The organism is Bradyrhizobium sp. USDA3010, from assembly GCF_056429065.1.
Genome location: NZ_JBWJZD010000010.1, coordinates 205,687 through 228,408, shown reverse-complemented (window position 1 = coordinate 228,408; position 22,722 = coordinate 205,687). Strand labels below are relative to the sequence as shown.

Below are 22,722 nucleotides of genomic sequence, written 5' to 3'. Positions count from 1 at the left end.
AGACCGACATGTCCGATAGCAAGCAACTGACCGCAGCCCAGCGCGCCGATCTCCGCACCATCGCTGCGATGATCGTTCCCGAAAGTGCCGAGTACAAGGTGCCGGGGGCCGATGATGCCGTGATCCAGGCCGACATGCTCGCAACGCTCGGCCGCGACACCGCGCCGGTCGCGCAGGCGCTCGATCATCTGGCAAAGCTCGCCGGCAAGCCGCTTGCCGAGCTCGATGATGCCGGGCGCGATGCGGTGGCGCAGGCGTTTCGTGGCCGTGGCGGCGCCGCCGCGGCGACGCTCGTCCGCGTCGTGCTGCAATGCTACTACCGCGACGACCGTGTGCTGCGCTCGCTCGGGCTCGAGCCGCGCGCGCCGTTCCCGAAGGGCCACGTGCTGCCGGACGGCGACTGGTCGCTGCTCGATCCGGTCAAGGCGCGCGGCGGCACGCTGCGGCGGGCGCCCTAGGATCAGGCTGATCTGCACCGACAGCGAAGCTCCACCTCTCCCTTGGGAGAGGTCGGCGCATCGCGCCGGGTGAGGGGCTACGGTCCCTCATTGGTGTCGCGGCCCCTCACCCGATTTGCTTCGCAAATCGACCTCTCCCCGTCGGGGAGAGGTGAAGCAAGTGCGCGGCCGAGCCGTTTCGATCCAAACTCATCTTGCCCTAGCCAACCGGGCAGGTGCGGGACGTAACCACTTGCAGCGGTGGGAGCAGGTCACCATCTGAGGGGACCAAAGGATTCTCGCCATGCTGGATTTTACCTCAGATGCCGCCGGTGACAGGGCGTCACCGCGGGCGGACGATGCTGCCCAAGTTGATGACCGGGCTTTGCTGGACGCCTATTCCAATGCCGTGATCGACGTCACCGATCGTGTCGGTCCCGCCGTGGTCCGGGTCGAAACCGGGCCGAAGGTACGCAACGCGCGTGAGCGCGGCGGGCTCGGCTCGGGCATCGTGATCTCGCCCGACGGGTTCGTGCTGACCAACAGCCATGTGGTCGGATCGTCGAAGGAGATCCGCCTGCGCGACACCGAGGGCTTCGTCACCGACGCCCATGTGCTCGGCGTCGATCCCGACACCGATCTCGCGCTGCTGCGGGCCGACGGCGCGCGCGATCTGCCCTATGCCTCGCTCGGCAACTCCAAGTCCTTGCGGCGCGGCCAGCTCGTGGTCGCGATCGGCAATCCGCTCGGATTCGAATCGACGGTCACCGCCGGCGTGGTGTCGGCGCTCGGCCGCTCGATCCGCTCGGTCAGCGGGCGCACCATCGAGGATGTGATCCAGACCGACGCCGCGCTCAATCCCGGCAATTCCGGCGGGCCGCTGGTGTCGTCGAAGGGCGAGGTGATCGGGATCAACACCGCGATCATCAACGGCGCGCAGGGCATCTGCTTTGCGGTCGCGAGCAACACCGCGCAGTTCGTGCTGTCGGAGATCATCCGTCACGGCTATGTCCGCCGCGCCTATATCGGCGTCTCCGGGCAAACCGCGCCGGTGCCGCGGCGCCACGCGGTGCTCGCCGGTGTCGAGAACAAGATGGGCGCGCTCTTGATGCAGATCGAGCCGGATAGCCCGGCCGCTCGGGCCGGGCTGCTACCGGGCGACGTCGCGATCGGGCTCGACGGCATCGAGATCCACGGCGTCGACGACCTGATCCGCGCGCTCGATCACAGCCGGATCGACCGGACCTTGTCGATGGACGTGCTCCGCCTCGGCCGCCTGCGCGCGATCGAGATCCATCCGATCGAGAGGAAGCCGGCGAAGCAGTGACCACGGTCGATCCACGAACTCGCCTGACCCTTTCCCCCTGTGGGAGAGGGTGGCTTGCCGGCCCCCGCAGGTAGAGGTGTGGCGTGCAACTTCTTTTCGGGGAGCGTTCTGCGTCTGAAAGTGACTACAAACAGCGCCTCCGCCGTCCGACGCGTGCCGCTAGCAGCCGCGTGGAAATTCTTTCCGACCGCCTGCGTGGTCGTGCTCGTAAGCGTTTTTGGCAACGCGATCCGTGTGGACCGACTGGACCAGGGCTTGTACTCACAAACGTGCAAAATGCCGGGTCTTGGCGGCGAAGCGGAAATCTTGTGCTCGTCCTGAGCTTTGCCGGTTGTGACCCGTAGCGGTCCGCTGCCACAACGCGGCATCGCGATGCGCGGTCTTATCCTGACGTTACGCTTCACCGTCCGTCAGGGGACGATCACCACTTCCCCCGGAATGCGATCTGTCTGGCGTGATCGCTGTTCACCACCAATATGGCCACCGCCACCCCTCATAGAGGCGCCACGACGACACCAGGGGCGGGCCGTATGGATCAACCCGGTCGTCTTCAGGGCGATAACGATATCGTGGAACAACATAATAATCCCACGGAGTTGGCCTTATCACGGGCCCCGGGATAACAATCCTCCTTGGTTCATGAACGACTTGTGCCTTCCGCGCCCGGGCTTCAGCACCAGACGTCCCGAGGTTGCACAGCACCAGGGCCGCTCCAAGAGCGCACGCGACGGTGATTATCTTCATGCATCGGCCTCCTTGTCTGAGAGTGCAAAAGGACTCAAAGCAAGGCAAGCGAATTCGCTCTCGACTGGCTTGAATGACCGCTTATGGCCCTCTTGAGGCATGCCGGACGGCCTTGACGATGGCCGCTTCCGAACGAAGACCGGAAGTGCCGACCCGTCGGTGCGAGGTCTCAGTCTGACCCAAAGCTGGCCAATTTGACTATGGTGACGACCGGAGCTCAACTTGTCCGTTCGGGGCCTTAGAGATTTGTCGCACGAGGTCGTTAGTCGCTTCGTTTGTCCAGTCATCACCGTTGATACGAAGATGCGGCCCGTACATCGGCTCTCTCAACATCCCCCGATAAACGACCTGACCGTCAACGAGCAGTTCGATCATTTTACCAACGTTGTCTTGGCTCCATTTATGCAGCGGCTCACGGGAAGCGTTCGGGAAAGCTAAATCCACGACTGGCTTTCCTGTTCGCTTGTCACGAGTTGCTTCGGCGCTGCTGAGCACGAGTGCGAGTTCATCCGCCATGCAGTCTGAAATCCACAGCAGGCTGGCCAGAGCAATCAGAAGAGATCGGCCCTTGAACGACATTTGCTCGGCTCCAAGCTTCACCAAATGAAACTCAGCTTCGTTATAGACGAGAGCGCTGACTTCGCCTATTGGCCCCTTCGGACCTCATCGCGCGGCCCACGGATGACTGCTCACCGGGGACCAGCGGACTTCGGCGGAAGGCCGCGCGACTTCCGAGTTTGACCCATCTCGGAAGTCGGGTGGTCAAGTTTGCTGCGCTGGGAATAACAACTTCCGGTAAGCTGGCCTCACCGGCTCCAAAAGGAGATATGTCCATCATGCTGGACCGCATCCTCGATGCAGCAACCGACAACCTCAGGTTCGCGAAGATTTTGGTCCAAATGGGCCTCGATCCGAACAACGTGACCTGGGACGCCATCTTCAACCGCCTGCTGGAGCTCTTCCTGCACAACATCACGCTTGCCAATATGTTCGCCCTGATCGGCGCGATCTTCTTCGTCGCCACATTGCTGACGCACACGATGGTGCCGCTGCGGGTCGCGAACATGATCGGTTGCGCGTTCTTCGCCATCTTCGGTGCGCTCACCGGAGCCGTCACGACCTTTCTTCTTTATTTCCTGATGATTCCCATCAATGCCTACCGTCTCCGTCAAATGCTCGCTCTCGTGAAGAAGGCGCGCACCGCAACGCAGGGCGACACGTCGATGGAGTGGCTCAAGCCGTTCATGACTGACCGCAAGTATCGCAAGGGCGATATCTTGATGAGGAAAGGTGACGCGGCCAACGAAATGCTGCTGACCGTCACCGGCAAATTCCGGGTCGTCGAAATCAACGTCGAACTTCCGCCGGGGCGTTTGATGGGCGAGCTTGGTTTCCTCACGCCCGACAACCGCCGGACCGCGACGATCGAATGTATCGAGGATGGCCGCGTTCTAACTATCAGCTACGAAAAGCTGCTCGAGATCTACTTCCAAAACCCGCAGTTCGGCTATTACTTCCTTGTCTTGACCAGCCAGCGCCTGCTGGAAAATCTCGCGCGGGCCGAAGCCATCATCGCGCAGAACAAGATCGCGCCGCAGCCGCCTCTCGCCAACTGACAGCGGCCCCGGGCGATTGATCGCGGCCGTCGCCTGCTCGGCCGCCGCCGTCCTAATTCTCACTGGCTTCACGCGCATGGCGCAAAACTTGAATTCGGGGACCTTTCCAAGCGGATCGAGCGCCACATTGGCGAGCAGATCGGCAACAGTCCTCCCGCTCATCCTTCGGGAGGGCTTGAAGTCCGATCATTACACGCTGCCTGCGGCCATCGCCGATAAAGCGAAGCCAAAATCGAGAGCGTCTTGCTGCAGTGCATGAGTCTGTTGTTGGCCCTCTTGAGACATGCCGGACGGCCGTGACGATGTCCGCTTCCGAATGAAGACCGGAAGTGCCGACCCGTCGGTGCGAGGTCTCAGTTTGACCCGGAACGGACATCTATTCAATTCCAAGTCCGGTTCGTTTGTGTGAGAATATCGGCATAATGCCCTGAACGATTATTTGAATGGACACTCCGTGACAAATAATTTGCCACCTACAGTCAACTCCTATTCCGTTCACGAAGACCAATTGAAATGGTTCGACGTTCCTCTCGTTGCGGGAGGGAAAGCAGCGCTGCTGCACGGCGATCCTACCAAGGCCGGAACGGTGGTTTTACGATTTAAGTTTCCACCGAACCGACAGACGCCGCCGCACAGACATCCTTATGCGGAATACACCACGATCCTGAGCGGCAAGGTATACTACGGCGAGGGAGAAAGATTTGACGCCTCCAACCCGGAAATTGGAAAGGTCGGCACATTCGCTATCGTGCCCGCTGGCCAAGCGCATTTCGTATGGACCTTAGACGAAGAAGCCATCGTTCAACTTCAATTTGAGGGTCCTTCGAAGACAATATTCGTCGATCCAGCGGATGAGCCGCAACAGAAGTAGCGCTACCGGCGAATGTCGCTTATTGGCCCATCGCGTCGGTTGGTGCAGTGCAGCGACATGTCCGAAGTTGACGGTAGACCGGAAGTAGCTGGCCGACTTTATTAAACGACGCGATTGGCCGTTCTCGGATTTACGGCAATGTCCGCTTTCGCGATCTTGTCCGGCCATAGCAGACGCCCAGCGCGCGTGAGCCGAGTCGCCTCGATCTATGAATACACGCCCTGGCTCGTGACGGTCGATCGTCTCCGCGTCCTCCGGACCCGCATCGATCCACCGGAACAACGACCCCGCCATTGGTCATTGATACGGATCGAGTGCTTACCCGCCAAGTCGCCCTTGCAATGGCATGGTGGGTAAGAATTTTCGGACCGCAATCGCGACGGACGCGTACGCTGTTGCGGAGACGTCGGGGTGTTTGCATGATTTCGGAATAATAGAAGATATCGCTGATTTGCCCGACGTGTCAAGTTGCTTGTCCGAGCGTCGGCGGTCGCCTCGTTACTTTGCATGGGGTTGTTTTCAATATTTTGGGGACTGACCCTCGAAGGAGGTTCTCCAACGTCGCCAGTGGTCGCGGCAAAGGGCACTTCGAGTGCGAAAGCATCGGAGCGGCTGAGGGGGCTGTAACGCAGACGCAGTCGTCTCATCCGGCGTGGACCGCGCATAGCCGATGCGGAGCATCGGCGTCCTTCAACAACGGCGGCCCCATGGGCCGCCTCTGGCGACCATCTCCCACATCCGCCTTGGCCAAGGCTACGGCGGACATGAGGGGAGAAGGGAAGGGCTCGCTACTGCAGCGCAGCCAGCAACTCGTCGGGCTGCTCGACCATCATCATATGGCCGGCGCCTGGCAGCACCACGGTGCGGGCATTCGGCGTCGCGGCGGCGAGCGCCTTGCCGGCCTTGGCGGGCGTCATCATGTCGCGCTCGCCGAGGATGAAGGTCGCGGGCACCTTGACCGCGGCCGCAGCCGTCAGCGCGTTCTGGTAGGCGTTGCAGGCGTTGAGGTCGTTGTACAGCACGCCCGGCTTCGCCTCCTGCAGCACCCGCTGCGCGCCCTGGTGCATCCACAGGCCGGGCGCGAGGCTGCCGCCGAGCTCGGCCTTGAAGCCGAGGCCCCAGATCGAGACCATGTCGATCGCAGCCGCATCATTCGCTTCGGCGGCTTTCAGGAGATCAGGGCCGACAGTCATGGTCGCGGCGGTGCCGATCAGCGCGAGGCCGGAGACCTTGTCGGGATGCCGTGCCGAGGTCTCGATCGCGATCAGCGAGCCCATCGAATGGCCGATCAGCCGGGCCTTCGCCGCGCCGGCCGCGGTGATCAGCGCGGCGATCCAGTCGGCCATCTCGGCGATGGTCGGCAGCGGCTTGCCGGCGGAGCGGCCATGGCCGGGCAGATCCGGCGCCAGCACGGAACAGCCGTGATGGGCGAACCAGCGGCTGTGCAGCGCCCAGGTCGAGGAATCGAAGCCGGCGCCGTGGATCATCACCACGGCCGGCAGCGATGCATCGAACGGCCTGCCGCCGGTCGCGATGAAGGTATCTGACCCGTTGACGGAAAGCTGCATGGCCTCAAGTCCTTTGCGGGGCGCGCAGCGCCTGGCCGAGATCGTCGATGATATCCTGCGCGGTCTCGATGCCGACCGAGAGCCGCACCAGCTCCTCGCCGATGCCGGCAGCCTTGAGCTGCTCGGCGTCCATCTGCTGGTGTGTGGTGCTGGCGGGGTGGATCACCAGCGTCTTGGCGTCGCCGACATTGGCGAGATGGCTGATCAGCTTCAGCTGCTCGATGAACTTCTTGCCGGCGGCGCGGCCGCCCTTGATGCCGAAGCTTATGATCGAGCCGGCGCCGCGCGGCAACAGCTTCTTCGCCAGCGCGTAGTCTGGATGGCTCTCCAGCGACGGATGCAGCACCCAGTCGACCGCCTTGTTCGCGGCGAGGGCGTCCAGCACGGCGTGGGTGTTGCTGACGTGACGATCCATGCGGACGCCGAGCGTCTCGATGCCCTGCAGCAGCTGGAACGCGTTGGTCGGTGACAGGCAGGCGCCGAAATCGCGCAGGCCCTCGGTGCGGGCGCGCATGATGAAGGCGGCCTTGCCGAACTGCTCGTCGAAGACGATGCCGTGATAGCCGGCGTAGGGCTCGGTGAGCTGCGGGAATTTGCCGGAGGCGCGCCAGTCGAACCGGCCGCCGTCGACGATGACGCCGCCGATCGCGATGCCGTGGCCGCCCATCCACTTGGTCGCCGAGTTCATCGTGATGTCGGCGCCGAGCTCGATCGGCTGGCTGAGGTAGGGCGTCGCGAAAGTGTTGTCGATCAGCAGCGGGATCTTCGCGTCATGCGCGATCTGCGCCACCGCCGGGATATCGAGCACTTCGAGGCCGGGATTGCCGATGGTCTCGCCGATCACGAGCCGCGTGTTCGGCTTGATCGCGGCGCGGAACTCGTCGAGCCCGCGCGGCTTCACGAAGGTCGTGGTGATGCCGAAGCGCGGTAGCGTGTGCGCCAGGAGGTTGATGGTGCCGCCATAGAGCGAGGCGGAGGCGACGATGTGGTCGCCGGCATTGAGCAGCGTCGCGATCGCCAGATGCATCGCCGCCATGCCGCTGGCCGTGCAGATCGCGCCGACGCCGCATTCGAGCGCGGCGATGCGCTCTTCCAGCACTGATGTGGTCGGATTGGAGATGCGGGTGTAGATGTGGCCGGCGCGTTCGAGGTTGAACAGCGCCGCGGCGTGATCGGCGTCCTGGAACACGTAGGACGTGGTCTGATAGATCGGAACCGCGCGCGCGCCGGTCGCGGGATCGGGGCGCTGGCCGGCGTGCAGGCTCAGGGTTTCGAAGGCAGGCGGCTTGGGTGCGGGCATGCGAAGCTCGTCAGGTCAGTCGATGAAGGTGATTACCGCGTCAGGTTAGACGTGAACAGCGGTGCGAACGCGGCCGACATTGCCGAACACGCGCAAATAGCGTTCGACTTCGGACGGAATGCCGGTGGCCTTCTCCGGATTGTCGGAGAGTTTGACGGCCGGGCGTCCGTCGACCGACGTCACCTTGCACACGATCGAGATCGGATCGAGCTCGGCGGTTCCGTCCGGCGCGCAGCCGACGAAATCGTTGGTGAGGTTGGTGCCCCAGCCGAAGCTGACGCGCACACGCCCCTTGAAGTGATGGAACGTCTCCTCGATCGAGCCGACATCCATCGCGTCGGAGAACACCAGCAGCTTCTCCTTGGGGTCGCGGCCCTTCTGCTTCCACCACTTGATGATCTCTTCGCCGGCGGTGATCGGCGGCGCGCTGTCGGGACGAAAACCGGTCCAGTCGGCGACCCATTCCGGCGCGTCGCGCAGGAACGGCTTGGTGCCGAAGGCATCGGGCAGTGCGATCAGGAGGTTGCCGCCATAGGCGTGGCGCCATTGATCGAGGATGCGATAAGGCGCCCAGCGCAGCTCCTGGTCGTCGTTGGCGAGCGCCGCGGCCACCATCGGCAACTCGTGCGCGTTGGTGCCGATCGCCTCGAGGTCGTTGTCCATCGCGAGCAGCACGTTCGACGTTCCGGTGAAGGACGGGCCGAGGCCTTCCTTCACCGCCTCGACGCACCAGCGCTGCCAGAGGAAGCCGTGGCGGCGGCGCGTGCCGAAATCGGACAGCCGCAATCCGTCCAGCTTGCGCAGCCGCTCGACCTTGGCCCACAGCTTGGCCTTGGCTCGGGCGTAGAGCACGTCGAGCGCGAAGCGGCCGTAGGTCTTGGTCGCCGCGCGCGAGCGCAGCTCGTTGAGGATCGCGAGCGCCGGGATCTCCCACATCGTGGTGTGGGTCCACGGCCCGTGGAAATGCAGCTCATACTGGCCGTCGACCTTGTTCAGCTCGTATTCGGGCAGGCGGAAGGTCGAGAGCCAGTTGATGAAATCGGGCGAGAACATCTGGGTCTTGCCGTAGAACGTGTTGCCGGCGAGCCAGATCAGTTCCTTCTTGGTGAAGCGGATGGTGCGGGCGTGGTCGAGCTGGGCGCGCAGCTCGCCCTCGTCGATGACCTCGGCAAGCCGGATATGGATCGAGCGGTTGATGACTGAAAAGGTCGTGCGTGTGTCCGGATAGCTTTCCCGGATCATCTGCTGCATCAACAGCTTGTAGAAATCGGTGTCGAGCAGGCTGCGCACGATCGGGTCGAGCCGCCAGCCGTGGTTGTAGGTCCGGGTCGCGATGTCTGTCACGGTCATGCGGGAACCTTAGCCTGCCGGGCGCCGCCCGCCCAGTGGGTATCGGGCGGAACATGGCAGGTCAGCGGGCTATATCCCGCCGGATACGGCCGACGGCCGTGGCAACATCGCTCCAGGCCGGCTTGCCCGGGGCAAATTGCCGCCGCAGGAAGGAGGCGAGCTCGGCGACCTGGCCGTCGGTCATGCTGTCCTTGAAGGCCGGCATGTAGCCGAGATCGGTCACGGCCGGCTTGGCGATGCCGTGCAGGATCACCTGGATCAGATTGTCGGGGGCGTCGCTGTGCAAATTGCTGTTCAGCGCCAGCGATGGGCGGCTGCCGAACAGCGGTGGGCCGCCGACCTCATGGCAGACCGCGCAGGCGCCCTGATAGATCCGCGCGCCCGCCGAGGCGGCGGTGGTGACGGCGGTGGCCGCTTCGAGCTTGGCGGCCAGGGCATCGTGCGCGGGCCGATCGGCGGGCTCGTTGAACGAGGCGAGGTAGACCGCCATCGCGCGGATGTCCCGGTCGGGCAGCGCGGCGAGCTCACGCACGACGGGCGCCATTGGCCCGGCGGCGACGCCGTGCAGGCGGGACTCGCCGGTGCGCAAATAGGCGTAGAGCTCGTCCTCGCTCCAGGGGACCGGCGCCTTCGACAGCGACGTCAGCGCCGGTGCCTCCCAGCCCTCGGCGAAGCCGCCGGCGAGATAGGCGCGCTGCCGCTCCGCGCCGAGCGCATCGCGTGGCGAGTGGCAGGCGCTGCAATGGCCGAGCCCCTCGATCAGATAGGCGCCGCGATTCCAGATCTCCGATCTCGATGGATCGGGCTGGAACGCGCGCGGCTGGTGGAACAGCGCATTCCATCCGGCGAGCAGCGGCCGCAGGTTGAACGGAAAGGCCAGCGCGTTTTTCGGCGTTTCGGCGCGCACCGGTGCCTGCGCCATCAGATAGGCGTAGAGCGCCTGCAGGTCGGCATCGGTGGTCATGGCAAAGTGCGTGTACGGAAACGCCGGATAGAGATGGCGGCCGTCACGATGAATGCCCTCGCGCATCGCGCGCTCGAAGGCGGGATAGGACCAGGCGCCGATGCCGGTGTCGACGTCGGGCGTGATGTTGGTCGTGTAGATCGTGCCGAACGGCGTCTCGAGCGGCCGGCCGCCGGCGTTCGCGATACCGTGCTCCGACGTATGGCAGACCGCGCAGGCGCCGAGCGCCGCGAGTTCCTTGCCACGCGCGATTGTCGCTGCGGCATAGACCGAGGCATCGGGCCGGGCGATCGGTGCGATCGCGCGCCAAGGCAGCACCGCCACGCCGATGCCGATCGCCGCAGTGCAGAGCGCCGCAATGCCGGCGAGCACCCCGCCGCGCTTTACAAACGGATTTTGCCATCTGCTGAGGTCAGCCGTCTGCGGGGGTGGAGCAAGCGGCACGGGCGCTGTGGCCTGCTCGCCGCGCAGTCCCTTCAAGATGCGCTCCGGCGTGAACGGCGGCTCGCGAAAGCGCACGCCGGTCGCATCATAGATCGCATTGGCGATCGCGGCGGCACTCGGCACCGAGGCGGACTCGCCGACGCCGAGCGGCGGCTGGTCCTGCCGCGGCAGCATCAACACGTCGATTTTTGGCAGATCGGGGAATTTGATGATGGGGTAGGCGCCCCATTCCCGCGCCGTCACCGCGCCGCGCTCGAAGGAGACTTCTTCCATCAGGGCGCGGCTGGTCGACTGGATGACGTTGCCTTCGATCTGGTGCCGCACGCCCTCCGGATTGATCATCAATCCGGAATCCTGGCCAGCGACGACGCGGGTCACGCTGACGTCGCCGGTCGCCTTGTTGACCGCGACGTCGGCGATCCAGGCCGACCACGCCGCGCCGTAGCCGGGAAACTTGCTATGCACGTAGAGCGCATAGGCAAAGCCGCGGCCGCGGACGATGTCGCCGTCCGCCTCGGGTTCTTGTCGCACCGGGCGCGGCGTCCAGCCGGCACGCTCGGCGACCGCGTTGACGAGGTCGATCGCGCGCTTGTCTTTCAGGTAGCGCACCCGGTATTCGATCGGATCGACCTCGGCCTCGGCGGCAAGCTCGTCGATGTAGGATTCATGCGCGAACGTATTGGGCAGCGCCGAGACGCCGCGAAGCCAGGAGGCGCGCACGATCGGCGGCATGTCGTTGGCGACCACGCGCATGTTCTCGTAGTCGTAGGGCGGGATCGCGGTGCGGTCGCCCATCTCGAACACGGCCGCTTCAGGTGCGATCCGCCCAGTGAGCAGCAGCGCCAAGGTCGGTGCGCCGTTCGAGGGATAGTGCGTAACGAAGTCGTAGCCGGCGACGCTGCCATCGGCGTTGAGGCCGCCGTTGACGTCCATCAGCTGCGCAGTGCCCTTCGGCTCCCACGCGTGTTCCTGCTCGCGGGTGAGCTGGACGCGCACCGGGCGGCCGACCGCGCGCGACAGCAGCAGCGCATCGGCGGAGACATCGTCGGCGCAGTTGCGGCCGTAGCAGCCGGCGGCTTCCATCCTGATCACATCGATCTCGGATTCCGGCCGCTGGATCAAGAGCGCCAGATCGCCGCGCAGGATGTGCGGGTTCTGCGTGCCGGACCAGACGCGGATCTCTCCGTCTCCGTAATCGGCGACCGCGCAGGACGGGCCGATCGAGCCGTGCATCTGGTAGGGCCAGAGATAGGTCCGCTGCATCGGCTTGGCCGCCGCCTTGATCGCGGCATCGACGTCGCCTCTGTCGATCAGCTGCCGCGGAGTCGAGGGATTGGCGCGCAGCGCCTTCTCGATGTCGGCGAGATCGGTCAGCGCCGGTCCGGGCTTCCAGCTCACCTTGAGCTGCGCGGCGGCCTTGATCGCGTTCTCCTCGCGCTCGGCGACGACGCCGACGAAGTCGCCGATCCGCACCACCGCGACAAGGCCGGGAATATCCCGCACCGAAGCTTCATCGACCGCGATCAGGCTGGTGCCGACGAACGGCCCGGCGTCGACGCCGGCATAGGGCGGACGGACGACGCGGCCATGCAGCATGCCGGGCACGCGCACATCGTGGACATAGACCAGCTCGCCGGTGGCCTTCGCCGGCAGGTCGACGCGCGGCACCGACTTGCCGACGACGGAATAGGCGTCCACCGCCTTGACCGGAACGTCGTCGGCGAGCTCGAGCCGGATGGTTTCATCCGCGATCAGCTCGCCATAGCTGACGCTGCGGTTGTCGTGACCGCGGACGAGGCCGTCCTCGATCGTGAGCTCGTCGGCCGGCAGTTCGAGCCGCTCCGCCGCACGCGCGAGCAAAAAGTGCCGCGCCTGTGCGGCAGCCTTGCGCAGGGGAATGGCGGTGATCTGAATGGTTTCGCTTGCGATCGTCGCGCCCTGGTTCGGTACCACAGCGGTGTCGCCGAGGATCACGACCACGCGGGCAAACGAGACGTCGAGCTCTTCGGCAACAATCTGTCCGAGTGCGGTGCGGATGCCGGTGCCGAGATCGACATGGCCGTTATAGGCGTTGACCGAACCGTCGGCGGTGATGGTGATGAAGGTCTCGAATGCGCCTTCCGCGCCGAGCACCGCGGGGCGAACGACGGACAGCGAGCCGCGCGTGCGTTGCTCCGAACCGGCCATCAATCGCGCGCCTCGATCACGTGGCCGGCGGCACGCATCGCCGCGCGGATGATTTCGATATGCGCGCCGCAGCGGCAAAGATTGTAGCGCAGCGCTTCCAGCACCTCATGCTCGGACGGATTCGGATTGCGCGTCAGCAACGACTTGGTGGTGATGATCATGCCGTTGAGACAATAGCCGCACTGCGCAGCTTGCTCGCGAATGAAGGCATCCTGCACCGGATCGGGATGCTCGCGGCTGCCGAGACCTTCGAGCGTGACGATGTTGCGGCCCGCGGAGCCTTCGATCGGAATCACGCAGGCGCGTGCGGCGACGCCGTCGATCAGCACCGCGCAGGCGCCGCACTCGCCGAGCCCGCAGCCGTATTTCGGCCCGTTCAATTCGAGATCGTTGCGCAGCACGTAAAGCAATGCGGTGTCGGGAGCGGCGTCGACATCATGATTCCTGCCGTTGACGGTCAGGCGCATTGCCCTGGTTCTCCCCTGATGTTTGCGCTGCAATGTCAGCGTCAGATCGCCGATGAGGATAACGTTTGTATACAAACGTGCAAGCGGCGGCATGCCGCGCTGCAGCGAGTGCACGCTTTATGAACAGGGTGCGCAAGCGAATGGCAGCGTTTGATTGCAAAGGCCGCTTGACAGGTCCCGGGCCTGCGCGCAGGATCATTCGTATACGAACGATATAGGCGGGGAGGCGGAAGCGCAGTATGATCGACCGCCACCACAAGTCCAGGCTTGGTCACGATGGCTGACACAATGACCGTCGCCGCCGGCGACAAGATCCGCTGCGATGCCTGTCCGGTAATGTGCTACATCAAGCCGGGCGCGGCCGGCGCGTGCGACCGTTATGCCAATCACGACGGCATGCTGGTGCGGGTCGATCCGCATGTCGTGCTGGAGCGCACGGTCTCGCATGGCGGCAAGCTGGTGCCGTTCCAGGCGAGCGGCGACTGGGACGGCAAGATCGTCCGCCAGCCCGAACTCTTCGTCACCGCGATCGGTGCCGGAACCACCTATCCGGACTACAAGCCGGCGCCCTTCATCGTGTCGTCGGAGGTTGACGGCGTCGACATGGTCACCGTGGTGACCGAAGGCATTTTCTCCTATTGCGGCGTCAAGGTGAAGATCGACACCGACCGCTATCTCGGTCCCGAGACTGCGATCGTGCGGGCGGACGGCGAGGCGGTTGGTCATGTCACGACCAGCGAATATGGCTCGCAGATGCTCTCGCTCGGCGGCGTGCATCATCTGACCGGCGGCTCCAAGAAGGAGGGCCGCGTCACCTGCGACACGTTGATGGACCTCTCCAACTGCAAGGCGGTGGAGCTCACCATCGATGGCGGCGCGACCGTGGTGGTGCAGGCGGGCAGGCCGCCGATCGTCAATGGCATGGCGGAAGAGCGGATGCGGGTCGGCTGCGGCTCGGCGACCATCGGCATGTTCGCCAAGCAGTGGCACGGCAAGGTCGACGAGGTCGTGGTGGTCGACGACCACATCACCGGCGTGCTCAGCGAGCACCAGGCCGGCAAGCTGCTCGATATCGCCGACACCGGCATCAAGATGAAGGGCCGCCGCTCGACGCCCGGCCGCTACTTCCAGGTTGCCGATCCCGGCACGGGATGGGGCGGCACCAACATCTCCGATCCGCTGTCGATCCTCGGTCCCTTCAATGCGAAGGAAGCGCGGCCGGGGCTCACCATGCTGATGGTCTCGACCACCGGCGAGCATGCTTCCTACTACGTGCTGGACGAGGCGCTGAAGCCAATCGAGACCGAGATGCCGGCGGACCTCAAATTCTCGGTCGAGCGCATCCAGGAGAATTGCGAGCCGGCGCTGTGCACGGTGCTGTTCATGGGCGGGGCGGGCGGATCGCTGCGCGCTGGCGTCACCGACAATCCGGTGCGGCTGACCCGCTCGGTGAAGGACGCGCTGACGCGGGTGACCAGTGGCGGCGCGCCGGTCTATGTCTGGCCCGGCGGCGGTATCACCTTCATGGTCGATGTCACGCAGATGCCGGTCGGCGCCTTCGGCTATGTGCCGACCCCGGCGCTGGTGGCGCCGATCGAATTCACGATGAAGCTGTCGGACTACGCGGCGCTCGGCGGCCATATGGATTTTGTCCGGCCGCTGTCGTCGCTGCGGGACAGCGCCGAAGTCCGGCCGATGCCTCATCTTCCCGGGCGGCGCGCATGACGCGGCTCCCGCAAATCGCGCTTCTTCCTGACGGCAAGCGGCTGCATTTGCAGGACGGCCCCATTGATCTGGTCATTGAGGCCAGGGGCAGGGGCTCGGACGTCAGCGCCGCCTATCGGGCGGCGGCGCAGCGCTTCACCGGCTTGCTCGATGAGCTCTGCGCGGAACTCGCCGAACTGCGCAGCGCGGCCGATCCGCAGCGCTGCGTGCTGAAGGGCGTGGTTGCGCGGCGCATGCATGCGGCGGTCGCGCCGTTTGCCGCCGATTGCTTCATTACGCCGATGGCAGCGGTCGCGGGCTCGGTCGCCGAGGAAGTCCTCGGCGCGATGTTGCAGGCCGCGACGCTCGACCGCGCCTTTGTCAACAATGGCGGTGACATCGCCCTGTATCTCGGCGATGGCGAACAATTCACGGTCGGCCTGATGGACCGGCCCGACCGCCATAGCGTGATGCGCACCATGACCGTGGATAGCGACATGCCGGTTCGCGGCATCGCGACCAGCGGCCGCCATGGCCGCAGCTTCTCGCTCGGCATTGCCGATGCCGTCACCGTGCTGGCGCGGACGGCGTCGCAGGCCGATGCCGCGGCGACCGTGATCGCCAATGCGGTCGATCTGCCCAATCATCCCGAGATCCTGCGCGTTCCGGCGAGCGAGCTGCAGCCGGACAGCGATCTCGGCGCACGGCTGGTGACTCGCGATGTCGGGCCGCTGGCGGAACATGAGATCGAGCAGGCGCTTGAGGCAGGGGTGGCGCGGGCGCGCGACCTCCTGACGTCGGGATTGATCGAAGGCGCGGCATTGCGTCTACTGGGCGAAACGCGAATTGTCGGTGCAGCTGGGAACGGGACGCCGGCGTCGCACGCGTTTCAAGCAAGAACGACAGAACACATGCTGCAGGCATGACCGGGAGCGAGGCAAGATGAGCGCCGTCATTCGCAAGATCGTCACCGTGGTCGAGGAGACCCATCTGGAGATGGGCAAGACCATCGCACCGCCGACAAGGCGCGCCGCCGCGATCGCGGTGATCGAAAACCCGTTTGCCGGCCGTTATGTCGAGGATCTGTCGCCGCTGATCGCGATTGGCGAGGAACTCGGCGAATTGCTTTCCAAGCGGGCAGTCGCCGCGCTCGGAATCGATGGCGCCAAGGCGCACAGCTACGGCAAGGCGGCTGCCGTCGGCGAAAATGGCGAGCTGGAGCACGCGGCCGCGATCTTGCATCCCAAGATGGGCGCGCCGGTGCGCAAGGTGCTTTCCAAAGGCGCGGCGCTGATCCCGTCGTCTAAGAAGCGCTCAGGTCCCGGCACGACGCTGGACATTCCGCTCGGGCACAAGGACGCCGCCTTCGTGCGCAGCCATTTCGACGGCATGGAGGTGCAGATCAACGACGCGCCGCGCGCCAACGAGATCATGGTCGCGGTGGCAGTGACCGACAGCGGACGGCCGCTGCCGCGCGTCGGCGGGCTGACGGTTGATGAGGTCAAGGGCGAAGACGGATTGCGATAATCTCTTTGAAGAAAAACTGGAGGACGGGATGCGTGGTTATTTCGTAGGGGCGGGATTGGCGATCGCGGTCGCCACCATGGCAACGAGCGCCATGACGACACAGGCCCTGGCGCAGAGCGAAATCAAGATCGGCGAGATCAACTCTTACTCGTTGCTGCCGGCGTTCACCGAGCCCTACCGCAAGGGCTGGCAGCTGGCGGTGGAAGAGATCAACGCGGCCGGCGGCATCAACGGCAAGAAGCTCGTCGTCATTTCCAAGGATGACGGCGGCAAGCCGGCGGATGCGCAGACCGCGGCCAACGAGTTGGTGTCGAGCGAGAACGTCGCGATGCTCACCGGCACCTTCCTCTCCAATATCGGCCTCGCCGTCAGCGATTTCGCCAACCAGAAGAAGGTGTTTTTCCTGGCGGCAGAGCCTTTGACGGATGCCATCACCTGGTCGAAGGGCAACCGCTACACGTTCCGCCTTCGTCCCTCCAACTACATGCAGGCGGCGATGCTGGTGGAGGAAGCGGCGAAGCTTCCCGCAAAACGCTGGGCGACGATCGCGCCGAACTATGAATACGGCCAGTCGGCGGTCGCGGTGTTCAAGAAGCTGATGTCGGAGAAGCGGCCTGATATCCAGTGGGTCGACGAGCAGTGGCCGCCGCAGGGCAAGATCGACGCGGGCCCGGTGGTGCAGGCGACTGCCGCCGCGAACCCGGAAGCGATCCTCAACGTCACCTTCGGTGCCGACCTCGTCAAGCTCGTGCGCGAGGGCAACACCCGCGGCCTGTTCAAGGGCCGTACGGTGGTGAGCTTCCTGACCGGCGAGCCGGAATATCTCGACCCGCTGAAGGACGAGACGCCGGAGGGGTGGATCGTCACCGGCTATCCCTGGTATTCGATCAAGACGCCGGAGCACGACGCGTTCCTGAAGGCCTACCAGGCCAAGTACAACGACTATCCGCGGCTCGGCTCGATCGTCGGCTACCAGACCATCAAGGCCGCGGCGGCGATCCTCGCGAAAGCCGGCTCCAGCGATCCGGAGAAGCTGATCGCGGCGGCGGAAGGCATCTCGATGCCGTCGCCGTTCGGCGAGATCACCTTCCGCAAGATCGATCACCAGTCGACGCTCGGGGCCTTCACCGGCAAGACCGCGCTGAAGGACGGCAAGGGCATCATGGTGGACGCGGCCTATCGCAAGGGCGCGGACTATCTGCCTGGCGATGCCGAAATCGAGAAGCTGCGGCCGAAGGATTGATTTCTCTTCTCCCTCGCCCCGCTCTTGCGGGGAGAGGGCGTAGGCGGCCTTTGGCCGTCTAGAAGGAATGCCGATGCGAAGCATCGGCGCTGGTGAGGGGCGGTCACCGCGAGCGAGCGCGTGGAGAGTCCCCCTCACCTGAAACTCAAGCTGCGCTTGAGTTTTGATCTCTCCCCGCAAGCGGGGCGAGGTGAAGGAAAGTGACGTTTGTGATCTCCAACGCGGACCGCCCATGGCCTTCTACGTCGTCCAGTTCCTGACCGGTCTTGCCAGCGCGGCGTCGCTGTTCCTGGTCGCTTCGGGTCTGTCGATCATCTTCGGCGTGACGCGGATCGTGAATTTCGCGCATGGCGCGTTCTATATGCTCGGCGCCTACGTCGCCTTCACGCTGACCGAGCGCTTCTCGGGCGCGTTCGGTTTCTGGGGCGGCATTGTCGTTGCGGCGCTGGCGGTTGCTGTGATCGGAGTGCTGGTGGAGATGGTGCTGCTGCGCCGGATCTACCATTCGCCGGAGCTGTTCCAGCTGCTCGCCACCTTCGGCCTCACGCTGATGGTCGAGGATCTCGTGGTGCTGATCTGGGGCCCGGACGATCTGGTCGGCCGCCGTGCGCCCGGCTTCAAGGGTGCGATCGATTTCTTCGGCCAGAATATTCCGAGCTACGATCTGTTTCTGATCGTGCTCGGGCCGGTCGTGCTCGGTGTGCTCTGGCTCTTGTTCCAGCGCACCCGCTGGGGCGTGCTGGTGCGCGCGGCGACGCAGGACCGCGACATGGTCGCAGCGCTCGGCGTCAATCAGAAATGGCTGTTCACCAGCGTGTTCGCGCTCGGCGTCTTCCTCGCCGCGCTCGGCGGCGCGCTGCAGATTCCGCGCGACGCGGTCAATCATGCGATGGATCTGCGCGTCATCGTCGAGGTCTTCGTCGTGGTCGTGATCGGCGGCCTCGGCAGCATCATCGGCGCCTTCGTCGCGGCGGTGCTGGTGTCGGAGCTGAACGCCTTCGGCATCCTGATCTTCCCGAAGATCTCCATCATCCTGGTGTTCCTGGTGATGGCGGTGGTGCTGATCGTCCGGCCGTGGGGGCTGTTCGGCAAGCCGGAGGCGCCGGCGCGGCGCACGCCTGGCCTCACGGTCAATCCGTGGCGGCCGTTGACGATGAACGAGCGGCTTGCCGCGATCGCGGCGCTTGTGGTCGCCGCTGCGCTGCCCTTCGTCGCCGGCAATTACGTGCTCACCGTCGGCTCGGAGATCGCGATCTTCGTGATCTTCGCGGTCAGCCTGCATTTCCTGATGTCGGTCGGCGGGCTCGCCTCGTTCGGCCATGCCGCCTATTTCGGCCTCGGCGCCTATGGCGTGGCGCTGCTCGCGAAGATGGCCGGCCTGCCGATGATCGCCTGCCTGCTGCTCGGCCCGCTGCTCGGGCTGCTCGGCGCGGCCGTGTTCGGCTTCTTCGCGGTGCAGCTCTCGGGCGTCTATTTCGCGATGCTGACGCTGGCCTTTGCCCAGATCGTCTGGTCGATCGCGTTCCAGTGGGTGTCGGTGACCGGCGGCGACAACGGCATTCTCGGCGTCTGGCCGGAGAAATGGGCAGCGAGCCCGTCGCATTTCTACTGGCTGTCGCTCGGCATCGCCGCGCTCGCGGTCGTGATTCTCCGCATTATCGTGTTCTCGCCGTTCGGCTTTGCGCTGCGCGCCACGCGGGATTCGCCGCTGCGCAGCGAAGCCGTCGGCATCAACGGCAAGCGCATCCAGTGGACCGCCTTCGTGATCGCGGGCACCGTCGCCGGCCTTGCCGGCGCGCTGTTCGCCTACCTCAAGGGCAGCGTGTTCCCTGACAATATGGGCATCTCGCTGTCGGTCGATGCGCTGGTCATGGTGCTGCTCGGCGGCGTCGAGACGGTGTCCGGGGCGGTGGTGGGAGCCATCGTCTACAAGGCGCTCAACATCTGGCTGGTCAGCCAGACCGATCTCTCGAAGCTCGTGCTCGGTGGTTTCGTCGTGCTGATCGTGGTTGCCTTCCCGAAGGGCATCGTCGGCACGCTGGAAGCCCTCATGCATCGCCGGCGCAAATCGTCGTCGTCGGCGTCGCCTCTGCTCACCTCCCGCATCGAGACTGCCGAATGAGCATGGTTCCCACATTGCTGTCGGTCGAGGGGCTGACAAAATCCTATGGCGGCGTGCATGCCGTGCGCGGCGTCTCGTTCGAATTGCGCGCCGGCGAGATTTTGGCACTGATCGGACCGAACGGCGCGGGCAAGAGCACCTGCTTCGACATGCTCAATGGCCAGAACGTTCCCGATAGCGGCCGCATCCGCGTGCTCGGCGCGGAAACCACCGGCAAGAAACCGCGCGTGATCTGGCGCATGGGCGTCGGCCGCACCTTCCAGATCGCGGCGACCTTCCCGACCATGACAGTGCGCGAGAACGTGCAGGTCGCGCTGGTGTCGCATGGCGGACAATTGTTCAATCTGTGGGCCTCGACCGCGCGCCAGGCACGCGACGAGGCCGGGCGGCTGCTCGACCTCGTCGGCATGGGCGCCTATGCGGAGCGGCCCTGCGGCGAGCTCGCCTATGGCGACGTCAAGCGGCTGGAGCTTGCGATCGCGCTCGCCAACCAGCCAAAGCTGCTCTTGATGGACGAGCCGACCGCCGGCATGGCGCCGCGCGAACGCGTCGAGCTGATGCGGCTGACGGCGCGGATCGCGCGCGAGCAGTCGATCGGCGTGCTGTTCACCGAGCACGACATGGACGTGGTGTTCGAGCATGCCGACCGCATCCTGGTGCTCAACCGCGGCAGCCTGATCGCCGAAGGCTCGCCCGAGGAAGTGCGCGGCAATGCCCAGGTGCGGGCGATCTATCTCGGCGAGGGCCTCCTCTATGACGCCCGGCACCGCGAGGGAGCATCCGCATGAAGCTCACGGTGAAGGATCTCAACAGCTTCTACGGTCCGGCGCATATCCTGTTCGACATCGCGCTCGAGGTCGGCGAGGGCGAGGTGGTCGCATTGCTCGGCCGCAACGGCGCAGGCAAGTCGACGACGTTCCGCTCCATCGTCGGCCTAGTCGAGAACCGCTCCGGCCGCGTCATGTTCGAGGGCAGGGACGTCTCTGAGCTGCCGACACATGCGATCGTGCGCGGCGGGCTCGGCTATGTGCCGGAGGAGCGGCGCATCTTCACTGATCTGACCGTCGAAGAGAATCTCGAGGTCGGCCGCCAGCCCAAGCGGTCCAATGCGCCGCAATGGGATCGCGAAAAACTGTTCAAGCTGTTCCCCAATCTCGGCGAGATGCGCGGCCGGCCCGGCGGGCGCATGAGCGGCGGCGAGCAGCAGATGCTGACGATCGCGCGCACGCTGATGGGCAATCCGTCGCTGGTGCTGCTCGACGAGCCCTCGGAAGGGCTGTCGCCGAAGATCGTCGAGCAGATGGTCGATGCGATCCTGGCGATGAAGAAGGAGGGCGTCAGCATCGTCGTCTCCGAGCAGAATCTGCATTTCGCCCGGCTGATCTCGGATCGCGCCTACATCATCGAGCGCGGCCGGATCTGCTTTGGCGGCACCATGGCGGAACTCGATGCGCGTCCGGATGTCCGCGACGCGCATCTGTCGCTGTAAGGGGTGGGGTGAAACGATGGCGAGGAGTGCTGCACAGAAGCGAAGCGTCAAGGCCGCCAAGCCCGGTTACGTCCTGGACGAGCAGATCGGCTTCATCCTGCGCCAGGTGTCGCAGCGCCATGCGGTGATCTTCGCCCGCGAGATCGGCATCAACCTGACGCCGACGCAGTGGGCGGCGCTGTCGAAGCTGTCAGAGGTCGGGCCATGCTCGCAGAACCAGCTCGGGCGGCTGACCTCGATGGACGTTGCGACCATCAAGGGCGTGATCGATCGCCTGACCGCGCGTGGCCTGACCGAGACCTCGCCCGATCCCGACGACGGCCGCCGGCTGATGGTGAGCCTGACGCGCGCCGGTCAGCAGATGGCCGACAAGGCCGCGCCGAATGCGCTCGTGATCTCCAGGGAGACGCTGGCGCCGCTCGATGCCAAGGAGCGCGAGACGCTGTTGGCGCTGCTCGGGAGGCTGCGCTAAGCCAAATCTAAGCTGCGCTGACACAAATCTAGGACCGTCACCCTGAGGAGCCGCGCAGAGCGCGGCGTCTCGAAGGGTCGACGGCCCAATTGTCTGCCACGGGCCGTTCACCCTTCGAGGCACGCTGCGCGTGCACCTCAGGGTGACGGGTCATCTATTGCGCCTCACGTCGTCACGATCTCCGGACGCCTTGCCGATTGGGCAGCGCGCCGCATCCGAACTATGTCGCAACACCGAGCGCCAGCGCGACGGCGCCGACCAGCACCAGGCTGACGGCCCAGACCGTGTCCAGATTAAACCAGCTCCGGGCCATGAATTTGAGGCCGAGATAGCGGTAGACCAGCCACGCCAGAGATCCGCCGGCCGCGATCATCGCGCCGGCATGGACGATGGAGACCAGCACGGCCATGGTGAGGCTGCTGCCGATCAGGGAGTTGGCGGCCGCGTGACCTTGGTCCGGCTCAGCCACGCGGCATAGTCCGAGATAGATCGGCACCAGCATCAGCGCCGCGCCGTGGGCGATCGCCACCGCGAACGACCACAAGGCGAGTTGCGTCGGCGGTATCCGCGCCAAGGCCCGCGGATGGCGCCGGTCGATCAGCCGATAGATGCCGAAGGCGATCACAAGCAGGCTGGCGCCGATCCGGATCGTGCGCTGCCATTCGACGAGGGTGATCAGCAGCGCGAAGGGCAGGATCACGAGCAGCATCGCCAGCAGGTGACCGATTGCGAGCGGGCCAAGCGCGGCCAGCAGCGCGCGCGAACTCCTCTGCATCAATCCGGCCGAAACCGCGAGCGGCCAGCCCATGCCGGGGTTGATCCCGTGGTAGAGGCCGCTCGCAATCACCGCCAGCCACAGCCAGGCCGGTGTCCAGTCGGCTGCACCCACA

General features: G+C 65.1%; 19 protein-coding genes. 12 read left to right on the top strand and 7 right to left on the bottom strand.

Annotated features, from left to right (window positions below):
- Positions 1 to 8 precede the first annotated feature (8 nt).
- Both AC066Y_RS18350 and AC066Y_RS18345 read left to right on the top strand, forming a co-directional pair.
- Positions 9 to 458: a hypothetical protein gene (locus AC066Y_RS18350; protein WP_478275102.1), complete on the top strand. Its 450-nt coding sequence runs from the start codon at positions 9 to 11 to the stop codon at positions 456 to 458.
- A 283-nt stretch (positions 459 to 741) separates the two neighbouring features.
- Positions 742 to 1,764 (top strand): S1C family serine protease, encoded by a 1,023-nt coding sequence (locus tag AC066Y_RS18345; protein ID WP_478275101.1) that lies wholly within the window; start codon positions 742 to 744, stop codon positions 1,762 to 1,764.
- A gap of 942 nt (positions 1,765 to 2,706) precedes the next feature.
- Here AC066Y_RS18345 and AC066Y_RS18340 read toward each other — a convergent pair.
- Positions 2,707 to 3,087: a SecDF P1 head subdomain-containing protein gene (locus AC066Y_RS18340; protein ID WP_478275100.1), complete on the bottom strand. Its 381-nt coding sequence runs from the start codon at positions 3,085 to 3,087 to the stop codon at positions 2,707 to 2,709.
- A 248-nt stretch (positions 3,088 to 3,335) separates the two neighbouring features.
- On the opposite strand from AC066Y_RS18340, the gene AC066Y_RS18335 reads away from it, so the two are divergent.
- Both AC066Y_RS18335 and AC066Y_RS18330 read left to right on the top strand, forming a co-directional pair.
- Positions 3,336 to 4,124, top strand: a complete 789-nt coding sequence (locus AC066Y_RS18335) for a Crp/Fnr family transcriptional regulator (RefSeq protein WP_478275126.1) — start codon at positions 3,336 to 3,338, stop codon at positions 4,122 to 4,124.
- Positions 4,125 to 4,578: 454 nt separating this feature from the next.
- Positions 4,579 to 4,995, top strand: a complete 417-nt coding sequence (locus AC066Y_RS18330; protein ID WP_478275099.1) for a cupin domain-containing protein — start codon at positions 4,579 to 4,581, stop codon at positions 4,993 to 4,995.
- 788 nt (positions 4,996 to 5,783) lie between these two features.
- Here the strand turns inward: AC066Y_RS18330 and AC066Y_RS18325 are convergent.
- The 5 genes from AC066Y_RS18325 to AC066Y_RS18305 all read right to left on the bottom strand — a co-directional run bounded on the left by AC066Y_RS18325 (position 5,784) and on the right by AC066Y_RS18305 (position 13,275).
- Positions 5,784 to 6,563, bottom strand: a complete 780-nt coding sequence (locus AC066Y_RS18325) for an alpha/beta fold hydrolase (protein WP_478275098.1) — start codon at positions 6,561 to 6,563, stop codon at positions 5,784 to 5,786.
- A gap of 4 nt (positions 6,564 to 6,567) precedes the next feature.
- On the bottom strand, positions 6,568 to 7,863 hold the full coding sequence (locus tag AC066Y_RS18320) for an O-acetylhomoserine aminocarboxypropyltransferase (RefSeq protein ID WP_478275097.1): 1,296 nt from the start codon (positions 7,861 to 7,863) through the stop codon (positions 6,568 to 6,570).
- A gap of 45 nt (positions 7,864 to 7,908) precedes the next feature.
- The gene (gene pncB / locus AC066Y_RS18315; protein ID WP_478275096.1) at positions 7,909 to 9,213 is read right to left on the bottom strand and encodes a nicotinate phosphoribosyltransferase; all 1,305 of its coding nucleotides are present in this window, start codon (positions 9,211 to 9,213) and stop codon (positions 7,909 to 7,911) included.
- 61 nt (positions 9,214 to 9,274) lie between these two features.
- Positions 9,275 to 12,808: a molybdopterin cofactor-binding domain-containing protein gene (locus AC066Y_RS18310; protein WP_478275095.1), complete on the bottom strand. Its 3,534-nt coding sequence runs from the start codon at positions 12,806 to 12,808 to the stop codon at positions 9,275 to 9,277.
- On the bottom strand, positions 12,808 to 13,275 hold the full coding sequence (locus tag AC066Y_RS18305) for a (2Fe-2S)-binding protein (RefSeq protein ID WP_478275094.1): 468 nt from the start codon (positions 13,273 to 13,275) through the stop codon (positions 12,808 to 12,810). Before AC066Y_RS18305 ends, AC066Y_RS18310 begins: the two co-directional genes overlap by 1 nt.
- A 276-nt stretch (positions 13,276 to 13,551) precedes the next feature.
- Here AC066Y_RS18305 and AC066Y_RS18300 point away from each other — a divergent pair, with 276 nt between their 5' ends.
- From AC066Y_RS18300 to AC066Y_RS18265, 8 genes are all read left to right on the top strand, one after another.
- Positions 13,552 to 15,000: a 6-hydroxynicotinate reductase gene (locus AC066Y_RS18300; protein WP_478275093.1), complete on the top strand. Its 1,449-nt coding sequence runs from the start codon at positions 13,552 to 13,554 to the stop codon at positions 14,998 to 15,000.
- Positions 14,997 to 15,905 (top strand): UPF0280 family protein, encoded by a 909-nt coding sequence (locus tag AC066Y_RS18295; protein WP_478275092.1) that lies wholly within the window; start codon positions 14,997 to 14,999, stop codon positions 15,903 to 15,905. Before AC066Y_RS18300 ends, AC066Y_RS18295 begins: the two co-directional genes overlap by 4 nt.
- A gap of 16 nt (positions 15,906 to 15,921) precedes the next feature.
- A complete protein-coding gene (locus AC066Y_RS18290; protein ID WP_029078203.1) occupies positions 15,922 to 16,506 on the top strand; it encodes an amino acid synthesis family protein in 585 nt (194 codons plus the stop codon).
- A 28-nt stretch (positions 16,507 to 16,534) separates the two neighbouring features.
- A complete protein-coding gene (locus tag AC066Y_RS18285; protein WP_478275091.1) occupies positions 16,535 to 17,749 on the top strand; it encodes an ABC transporter substrate-binding protein in 1,215 nt (404 codons plus the stop codon).
- A gap of 232 nt (positions 17,750 to 17,981) precedes the next feature.
- A complete protein-coding gene (locus tag AC066Y_RS18280) occupies positions 17,982 to 19,871 on the top strand; it encodes an ABC transporter permease (RefSeq protein WP_478275090.1) in 1,890 nt (629 codons plus the stop codon).
- Positions 19,868 to 20,659, top strand: coding sequence for an ABC transporter ATP-binding protein (locus tag AC066Y_RS18275; protein ID WP_478275089.1), 792 nt, complete (start codon positions 19,868 to 19,870; stop codon positions 20,657 to 20,659). Before AC066Y_RS18280 ends, AC066Y_RS18275 begins: the two co-directional genes overlap by 4 nt.
- Entirely contained in the window at positions 20,656 to 21,360 is a 705-nt protein-coding gene (locus AC066Y_RS18270; RefSeq protein ID WP_478275088.1) for an ABC transporter ATP-binding protein, read from the top strand. Before AC066Y_RS18275 ends, AC066Y_RS18270 begins: the two co-directional genes overlap by 4 nt.
- A gap of 16 nt (positions 21,361 to 21,376) precedes the next feature.
- A complete protein-coding gene (locus tag AC066Y_RS18265) occupies positions 21,377 to 21,832 on the top strand; it encodes a MarR family winged helix-turn-helix transcriptional regulator (protein ID WP_478275087.1) in 456 nt (151 codons plus the stop codon).
- A gap of 220 nt (positions 21,833 to 22,052) precedes the next feature.
- On the opposite strand, the gene AC066Y_RS18260 is transcribed toward AC066Y_RS18265, so the two are convergent.
- On the bottom strand, positions 22,053 to 22,721 hold the full coding sequence (locus AC066Y_RS18260; protein ID WP_478275086.1) for a hypothetical protein: 669 nt from the start codon (positions 22,719 to 22,721) through the stop codon (positions 22,053 to 22,055).
- Position 22,722 lies beyond the last annotated feature (1 nt).

Coding starts and splice junctions, on each gene's coding strand:
- AC066Y_RS18340 (WP_478275100.1), bottom strand. CDS start 3,087: ATGTCGTTCAAGGGCCGATCTCTTCTGATTGCTCTGGCCAGCCTGCTG.
- pncB (WP_478275096.1), bottom strand. CDS start 9,213: ATGACCGTGACAGACATCGCGACCCGGACCTACAACCACGGCTGGCGG.
- AC066Y_RS18280 (WP_478275090.1), top strand. CDS start 17,982: ATGGCCTTCTACGTCGTCCAGTTCCTGACCGGTCTTGCCAGCGCGGCG.
- AC066Y_RS18310 (WP_478275095.1), bottom strand. CDS start 12,808: ATGGCCGGTTCGGAGCAACGCACGCGCGGCTCGCTGTCCGTCGTTCGC.
- AC066Y_RS18290 (WP_029078203.1), top strand. CDS start 15,922: ATGAGCGCCGTCATTCGCAAGATCGTCACCGTGGTCGAGGAGACCCAT.
- AC066Y_RS18275 (WP_478275089.1), top strand. CDS start 19,868: ATGAGCATGGTTCCCACATTGCTGTCGGTCGAGGGGCTGACAAAATCC.
- AC066Y_RS18300 (WP_478275093.1), top strand. CDS start 13,552: ATGGCTGACACAATGACCGTCGCCGCCGGCGACAAGATCCGCTGCGAT.
- AC066Y_RS18325 (WP_478275098.1), bottom strand. CDS start 6,563: ATGCAGCTTTCCGTCAACGGGTCAGATACCTTCATCGCGACCGGCGGC.
- AC066Y_RS18305 (WP_478275094.1), bottom strand. CDS start 13,275: ATGCGCCTGACCGTCAACGGCAGGAATCATGATGTCGACGCCGCTCCC.
- AC066Y_RS18335 (WP_478275126.1), top strand. CDS start 3,336: ATGTCCATCATGCTGGACCGCATCCTCGATGCAGCAACCGACAACCTC.
- AC066Y_RS18345 (WP_478275101.1), top strand. CDS start 742: ATGCTGGATTTTACCTCAGATGCCGCCGGTGACAGGGCGTCACCGCGG.
- AC066Y_RS18270 (WP_478275088.1), top strand. CDS start 20,656: ATGAAGCTCACGGTGAAGGATCTCAACAGCTTCTACGGTCCGGCGCAT.
- AC066Y_RS18350 (WP_478275102.1), top strand. CDS start 9: ATGTCCGATAGCAAGCAACTGACCGCAGCCCAGCGCGCCGATCTCCGC.
- AC066Y_RS18285 (WP_478275091.1), top strand. CDS start 16,535: ATGCGTGGTTATTTCGTAGGGGCGGGATTGGCGATCGCGGTCGCCACC.
- AC066Y_RS18320 (WP_478275097.1), bottom strand. CDS start 7,863: ATGCCCGCACCCAAGCCGCCTGCCTTCGAAACCCTGAGCCTGCACGCC.
- AC066Y_RS18265 (WP_478275087.1), top strand. CDS start 21,377: ATGGCGAGGAGTGCTGCACAGAAGCGAAGCGTCAAGGCCGCCAAGCCC.
- AC066Y_RS18295 (WP_478275092.1), top strand. CDS start 14,997: ATGACGCGGCTCCCGCAAATCGCGCTTCTTCCTGACGGCAAGCGGCTG.